This is a genomic window from Candidatus Neomarinimicrobiota bacterium, assembly GCA_018647265.1.
In the GTDB taxonomy this organism is placed as follows: domain Bacteria; phylum Fidelibacterota; class Marinisomatia; order Marinisomatales; family TCS55; genus TCS55.
Map to the genome: position 1 here is coordinate 1 of JABGTK010000007.1, position 6141 is coordinate 6141.

Below are 6141 nucleotides of genomic sequence, written 5' to 3' on the forward strand. Positions count from 1 at the left end.
CCTTTTTTAGATGAATTAGATGAATCTGCTCAAATAATTGGAGCAGTAAATTGTGTCCATAATGGAATAGGATATAATACAGATTGGATTGGGTTCACGAAAGCGATGGAACAAAACGGTGTCGATCTAAAAGAAAAGAATAGTCTAATATTGGGTGCCGGTGGCGCAGCACGAGCTGTTGCGTATGCCTTAATTCAATCCAATGTAAACTCTATTTCAATTATGAATCGAACAAAACAGAATGCTGACACTTTGGTCAAATGGATTAAAAACAATTCAAATATTTCAGTTAATACGCAAACACATGAACACTCAAACACCCAAACACTTATAATAAATTGCACGCCACTCGGTATGTGGCCCAACACTGAAGCCATACCCGAATTTGAGATACAAAAAGATCAAGTTTTGGTCGATACAATTTATAATCCAATTGAAACACGATGGCTCGAATTAGGGAAAGAAAAAGGTGCGGAAGTCATTGGCGGGTTGGATATGTTCATTACTCAAGGGCTGGCATCTGCGGATATTTGGTTTGGGGAAAAGATATCAAAAAAAATTAAATTTGACCCATTGAAAAAGGTACTAAAACTAAAATTATGTTAACACGACTCAAGTTTCTCACAGCAGGTGAATCCCATGGGCAGGGCCTTCTCGGTATTTTAGATGGCATGCCAGCGGGAATGGAAATATCAGAAGAATATATTGGTGTTCACTTGGCACGGCGTCAAATGGGCCACGGTCGCGGTGGACGCATGAAAATTGAAACAGATTACGCCGAAATTTGGTGTGGTATTCGCCACGGCGAAACACAAGGTGCACCGGTGGGGCTCATTGTCCGTAATAAAGATTGGGAAAACTGGACAAAGAAAATGTCCGTATCGCCAGTGGATGATGAGATCCGAAAGGTGACACTCCCCCGCCCGGGGCATGCAGATTTAGCCGGTGTTCAGAAATATGGATTTGACGATATCCGCAATGTACTGGAACGATCTAGCGCCCGAGAAACCACTATGCGCGTGGCATTGGGTTCCGTCTGCCGAAAACTACTGGAAGAAGTTGGGATTGAAGTAGGCAGCCGGGTGGTTGAAATCCATGATGTTAAGGATGAAAGCTCAGCTCCCGATGGTATTTCACCAAACCAATTAAGTAAAACTGCCGATGCGTCACCTGTCCGCTGTTTAAACAAAGATGCTGAAACAGCTATGATACAAACTATTGACGATGCCAAAAATGCGGGTGATTCAGTCGGTGGCATTTTTGAAGTTATTGCCACAGGATTACCTTACGGTCTTGGCGCTCATACCCAATGGGACCGAAAACTTCATGCGCGTATTTCTGCTTTAATGATGAGCGTAAATGCATTCAAAGGAATTGAAATTGGCGGTGGATTTTCCGGTGCAGAAAAATTCGGTAGTGAACTCCACGATGAAATTGGTCACGATGGTGAGAAGTTTTTCCGTTATACCAATAATGCCGGCGGCATTGAAGGCGGTATGAGCAACGCCCAACCAATAGTTTTACGAATGGCCATGAAGCCCATCCCTACTTTGATTAAACCACTTCGATCTGTGGATATTCATTCCAAAGAAGCAAAAGATGCACATAAGGAAAGGACCGATTCATGTGCTGTTCCTGCAGCATCCATCATTGCAGAAAGTATGTTATGCTTTGTCCTTGCGGATGCGCTTCTGGAAAAATTTGGCGGTGATTCTATGGATCAACTCAAAGCGCATATGAAAGCAACAGCGAAATATTAATGAATATTTATTTAATTGGAATGATGGGGTCAGGGAAATCAACAGTTGGAAAAATCCTTGCAAAAACAATGGCAATCCCCTTCGTGGATTTGGACCATTATATTGAAGTAAAAAAAAACAAATCCGTTTCAAATATATTTAGAGAAGACGGTGAGTCTCATTTTAGAGAATTGGAATCGGATGCATTGTCCCATTTAGAAAATTCCAATGTACTAGTTGCCTGCGGTGGTGGTATCGTGTTAAACAAAACGAATCGGGAAAAACTTCTTTCCACCGGAAAAATTGTTCTTCTTCATGCCTCAATTTCTAAAATTGCGGAACGATTAAAAAACTCAATAGATCGTCCTCTTTTGCAGGAAAAAGAAAGAATACAAGAATTAACTAAAATTTGGGATGAGCGTAAAAAAGACTATCAAGAAACCGCTCACATTATAATAGACACAGACATGAAATCACCTGATGAAATTAGTGAAAATATTGTTAAGCAGGTTCACTGTTGAGATCCGTTCAAGTGAATCTGGGAGTTCGATCTTACCCAATCCATATAGAATCAGGATTGGTGAAACAAACGGCATCAATTTTATCTGACCATAATCATGGACAAAAATGGGTGATTGTTTCTCAGTATAATTTAATGGAGATGTTTGGCTTTGACCTCATGGCCCAATTAAAGGATGCCGGTTTTGACATTGATTTCGTGACTCTCCCCATTGGTGAAGCAGCAAAAAGCATGAATGAATTCAGCCGCGTTATCAGCCAAATGATTGAATTTAATTGTGACCGGCGAACGACGCTCCTCGCATTGGGTGGTGGTGTAGTGGGTGATGTCGCCGGGTTTGTGGCTTCTTCTTTTATGCGAGGAATCGAATATTATCAAATACCCACTACACTACTTGCTATGGTGGATTCGTCCATAGGTGGTAAAACAGGAATTAATATCGCCGAGGGGAAAAATCTTGTAGGAGCTATTTATCAACCTAAAGGGGTATTAATTGATCCGGAAATTTTGGACTCCCTCCCTAAAGAAGAAGTTATCGCAGGTTTGGGTGAGATTATTAAGTACGGAGCAATTTGGGATAGGACTTTTTTAAATGACATTTCTACTTGGCTAGAAAATATTGATTCATTTCCATTTGAAGAAGCCATTGCTAAATCCTGTGAAATTAAGGCGGAAGTAGTTTCAAAAGATGAGCGGGAGAGTGATCTGCGCCGCATCCTAAATTTTGGACATACCATCGGCCACGCTTTGGAATCTCACCTGGGATATGGCATAATTCGCCATGGAGAAGCTGTGGCTTTTGGAATGAAATGCGCCGGGTTTATTTCTCAAAAACTCAATCTAATTTCCAAAGACGAGGAATCAATTTTAACTAAAACCATCAACCGCTTACCGCTACCTCAATTACGCCATATTAATGGTAATCATTTAATGCCATTTATCAAAACAGACAAAAAATCAGAAAAGGGTGTCCTAAATTTTGTAGTTTTGGATGGACTGGGAAACGCCACAACTGTCACCCATGTTACTGAAGAATTAATTCAACAATCTCTGAAGGTACTTAATTGAATATCATTATTATTAATGGCCCCAATTTGAATTTACTCGGTATGCGTGAACCGGATATTTATGGCAGTGAAACATTATCTGATATAGAAAATTGGTTGAATGATCTGCCTGAAACTGAGTCTCATACCATTACTTGGTTCCAATCCAACCACGAGGGTGATCTAATTAATCGCCTCCATGAGGCCCTGGGGAATACTGATGGCGTTATCATTAACCCGGGCGCTTTAACTCATTATTCTTATGCCTTAAGAGATGCCATTTCATCTGTGAACATTCCTACGGTTGAAGTTCATTTAAGCGATATTTACAGCCGTGAGATATTCCGGAAAGTCTCGGTAATCAAAGATGTTTGTATCAAACAAATATCTGGAAAAGGAAAATTAGGATACTTAGAAGGACTAAAAAAACTACTTTCTGTCTTTGATTGATTCTGCAACTTTCCGGTAAGCTTCTCTAAAGGGAATCCCCTCTTTTACCATTTTGTAGGCTTTTTCTGTAGCGTATAATTCTTCTGTCATGGCCGTTAGGCATTTATCCTTATTTACTTTCAATCCAGAAACAACAGCAGCAGAAATACCGAGACAGACTTTCACCAATTTGATCCCTCGCATAACAGGTTCTTTGGATAACTGAATATCTCGATTATATCCGGAAATAAGATTTGCTGTGAGTGTTTTAACCTGCGTTTCATACCCCAATAAAACGTGATAACTGCCCCGTAGTAATTCCAACACATCGGGGTTTCTCTTTTGCGGCATGATGGAACTACCAGTACAAAATTCCTCCGGGAGCGAAAAATATCCAAATTCGGTCATTGAAAATTGAATAAGGTCAGAAGCCAACCTATTAATAGTTAATAAAAGCTGGCTCAAGCAATGTAAAAGTGATAGCTCTAACTTTCCTCTACTCAATTGACATGCAATCGGATTCTTCTGTACTTTGGCAAAACCCAATTCTTTCCCCGTCTTTTCTATATCAATTTTAATGGGGACACCGTAACCGGCCGCAGATCCTAATGGCGATTGGTCGATTAATTCTTTAGCCACATTAAGTATCTTGAGGTCATCTTTCATACTGTCCACATAGGCGCCGGCCCACATTGAAATTGATGACGGCATAGCCTTCTGCATATGGGTATATCCTGGGAAATCGATATTTTCTTTTTCTTTAGCGAATTGATTCAATGTATCAATCCACTGTTCGGCCAAGGCTTTGATCTTGTTCAATTCGTCCTTGTAATAAAGCCTAAGGGCCGTTAAAACCTGGTCATTCCTTGAACGTGCTGTATGAATTTTTTTCCCCACTTCCCCCACCTCACGCACAAGATAATTTTCAATAGCTGTATGGCAATCTTCTTGTGAAACTGAAATCTTAAAATCACCTTTTTCATGAAGAAGTATTATTTGATCCAATGCCACAACAAGTTGCATTACCTCATCGCCTTTTAAGTACCCCATTTCACCCAACATTGTTGCGTGTGCTTTAGAAGCAGTACAATCAAAGGGTACCAATGCCAAGTCCAATTCAGGATCATTTCCAACCGTGAATCGCTCGATCGATTTATGCAACAAAACACCCTTTTCCCAAAGTTTACTCATGGCTGACATCCTTTCTCCATTTATAAGGATTCCTGCGGTTGAGGACGAGTGAATGTGCTTTCAATCGAATTGCGTTAATATTGATGAATCCTTGAGAATCAGTGGCATCAAAGCCCCCTTCCACATCCATACTAGACATATTCTGGTCATAGAGCGAGGTTGGAGATTCCCGCCCGATGGAAATAACATTTCCTTTTAACAAAGCCACCCGAACGGTGCCATCTACTGCTTCTTGGCTCTTGCTAATTGACGTTAATAGAAAATCCATTTCAGGGGAAAACCAAAATCCGTTGTAGATCAATTCTGCAAATTTGGGAATGAGCATGTCGCGAATATGCATAACTTCTTTATCCATGGCAACACCTTCAAGATCCCGGTGTGCTTCCCAGAGGATAGTCGCTCCTGGCGTTTCATAAACTCCTCTTGATTTAATGCCGATAAAGCGATTCTCCACCATATCCACCCGGCCAATGCCGTGCTCACTGCCCAATTCATTTAAGTATAAAAACAGTTCAAGTCCGTCCGTCTTTGTGGTGCCGTCATCCAGATTTTTAACTTGGATTGGAATCCCATCTTCAAACTTTATTTCCAATAATATTTCCTTTTCCGGTGCATCACTTATCCCATTTGTCATGCTGAAAACAGACGTATCGGGGCGGACAGAAGGATCTTCTAATTCACCTGCTTCATGACTTATATGCATGAGGTTTTCATCTTCGCTGTATGATTTTTTCTTTGTAGCCGTCACGGGAATTTTATATTCATCAGCGTAGGCTAATAGATCATTGCGGCCTTTAAATTGATCTAAAAAGTCTACATCTTTCCACGGTGAAAAAACCTGAATTTTTGGATCCAAAGCATAATAGGCCAATTCAAACCGAACTTGGTCATTCCCTTTTCCGGTAGATCCATGAGAAACAATTGTGGCACCTTCTTCATGGGCAATTTCAATCTGTTCTTTGGCTAAAACTGGCCGGGCCAAGGATGTCCCTAAAAGGTATCGTCCTTCATACAGCGCATTTCCCTGCAAAGCGGGATAAATGTAATCCGTCACAAATTTCTTTTGCAAGTTTTTGATATGAACTTTAGATGCACCTAAAACCATGGCTTTTTCTTCAACCGCCTCAAAGTCATCTTTTTGACCCACATCACCTACAAAACAAATAACCTCATACCCTTTATTCACCAACCATTTCAGTATAATGGATGTATCCAG

General features: G+C 40.6%; 7 protein-coding genes. 5 read left to right on the top strand and 2 right to left on the bottom strand.

What is annotated here, in order from left to right:
* The 5 genes from aroE to HN459_00985 form a co-directional block, all read left to right on the top strand.
* On the top strand, positions 1-606 hold a 606-nt coding region (aroE, locus tag HN459_00965; GenBank protein ID MBT3478012.1), incomplete at its 5' end, for a shikimate dehydrogenase.
* Entirely contained in the window at positions 600-1760 is a 1161-nt protein-coding gene (aroC, locus tag HN459_00970; GenBank protein MBT3478013.1) for a chorismate synthase, read from the top strand. The genes aroE and aroC, both read left to right, overlap by 7 nt.
* Positions 1760-2260 carry a shikimate kinase gene (locus HN459_00975; GenBank protein MBT3478014.1) on the top strand — a complete coding sequence of 167 codons (501 nt, stop codon included), beginning with the start codon at positions 1760-1762 and terminating at the stop codon, positions 2258-2260. Before aroC ends, HN459_00975 begins: the two co-directional genes overlap by 1 nt.
* A complete protein-coding gene (gene aroB, locus HN459_00980) occupies positions 2257-3327 on the top strand; it encodes a 3-dehydroquinate synthase (GenBank protein MBT3478015.1) in 1071 nt (356 codons plus the stop codon). Before HN459_00975 ends, aroB begins: the two co-directional genes overlap by 4 nt.
* A gap of 41 nt (positions 3328-3368) precedes the next feature.
* Positions 3369-3755 carry a 3-dehydroquinate dehydratase gene (locus HN459_00985; protein MBT3478016.1) on the top strand — a complete coding sequence of 129 codons (387 nt, stop codon included), beginning with the start codon at positions 3369-3371 and terminating at the stop codon, positions 3753-3755.
* Here the strand turns inward: HN459_00985 and argH are convergent.
* The gene (argH, locus tag HN459_00990; GenBank protein ID MBT3478017.1) at positions 3735-4925 is read right to left on the bottom strand and encodes an argininosuccinate lyase; all 1191 of its coding nucleotides are present in this window, start codon (positions 4923-4925) and stop codon (positions 3735-3737) included. The genes HN459_00985 and argH overlap by 21 nt on opposite strands.
* On the bottom strand, positions 4918-6141 hold a 1224-nt coding region (locus HN459_00995; protein ID MBT3478018.1), incomplete at its 5' end, for an argininosuccinate synthase. The genes HN459_00995 and argH, both read right to left, overlap by 8 nt.